Raw genomic sequence first — 1,524 nt, 5'->3', positions numbered from 1 at the left:
ATCTTATAGGTAGGTACTTCAACGAACTATTCCGTCAGTTCGCGGCGCTTTCATCACTCCGTCACCCCATCACAGTAATTAGTAGTACGGGAATATTAACCCGTTAGCCATCGACTGTCCCTTTCGGGTTCGCCTTAGGACCAGACTAACCCACAGCTGATTAGCATAGCTGTGGAAACCTTAGTTTTTCGGTGTGCGGGTTTCTCGCCCGCATTATCGTTACTTATGCCTACATTTTCTTTTCCAGCCAGTCCAGCATACCTTACGATACACCTTCAACCCTGCTGGAATGCTCCCCTACCACTTACAATTGCTTGTAAATCCATAGCTTCGGTAATACGCTTATGCCCGATTATTATCCATGCTCGTCCGCTCGACTAGTGAGCTGTTACGCACTCTTTAAATGAATGGCTGCTTCCAAGCCAACATCCTAGCTGTCTGGGCAGACAAACCTCGTTCTTTCAACTTAGCGTATATTTGGGGACCTTAGCTGATGGTCTGGGTTCTTTCCCTCTCGGACTTGGACCTTAGCACCCAAGCCCTCACTGCTGAGAAACATTATATAGCATTCGGAGTTTGTCAGGAATTGGTAGGCGGTGAAGCCCCCGCATCCAATCAGTAGCTCTACCTCTATATAACTTAAATTCAGCGCTGCACCTAAATGCATTTCGGGGAGTACGAGCTATTTCCGAGTTTGATTGGCCTTTCACCCCTACCCACAGGTCATCCGAAGACTTTTCAACGTCAACCGGTTCGGACCTCCACTGTGTGTTACCACAGCTTCATCCTGCCCATGGGTAGATCACACGGTTTCGCGTCTAACACTACTGACTAAAGCGCCCTATTCAGACTCGCTTTCGCTACGGATCCGTGGCTTAACCACTTAACCTTGCCAGCAACGTTAACTCGTAGGCTCATTATGCAAAAGGCACGCCGTCACCCCACGAAAGGGCTCCGACCGCTTGTAAGCGTATGGTTTCAGGATCTATTTCACTCCGTTATTCACGGTTCTTTTCACCTTTCCCTCACGGTACTGGTTCACTATCGGTCTCTCAGGAGTATTTAGCCTTAGCGGATGGTCCCGCCAAATTCAGACAGGGTTTCACGTGCCCCGCCCTACTCAGGATACCACTATCTATTATACTCGTTACCCATACGGGGCTATCACCCTCTTTGGCGTCACTTTCCAGTAACTTCCGGTTCCTTGTACATAAAATGTCGTGGTCCTACAACCCCAACATTGCCGTAACAACATTGGTTTGGGCTAATCCGCGTTCGCTCGCCACTACTTACGGAATCACTTTTGTTTTCTTCTCCTCCGCCTACTTAGATGTTTCAGTTCAGCGGGTTTGCCCACCTATCGGTGTACTATGTCTTCAACATAGTGGGTTGCCCCATTCAGGTATTTACGGATCAAGTCGTGTGTGCCGATCCCCGTAACTTTTCGCAGCTTATCACGCCTTTCATCGCCTCTGAGAGCCAAGGCATCCCCCATACGCCCTTATTTTGCTTATTGTACCAATC

Annotated in this window: 1 rRNA gene (only partly in view); it reads right to left on the bottom strand. The window is 48.8% G+C overall.

From position 1 onward, the window contains the following. Nucleotides 1-1,516: ribosomal RNA gene (locus B0A65_RS17125) — 23S ribosomal RNA — on the bottom strand (it extends 1,168 nt beyond the left edge of the window). Between the last annotated feature and the right edge of the window lie 8 nt (nt 1,517-1,524).

Origin of the sequence: Flavobacterium frigidimaris (assembly GCF_002217275.1) — a bacterium.
GTDB classification, from domain to species: domain Bacteria; phylum Bacteroidota; class Bacteroidia; order Flavobacteriales; family Flavobacteriaceae; genus Flavobacterium; species Flavobacterium aquidurense.
This window is presented reverse-complemented; position numbering and strand designations above follow the sequence as displayed.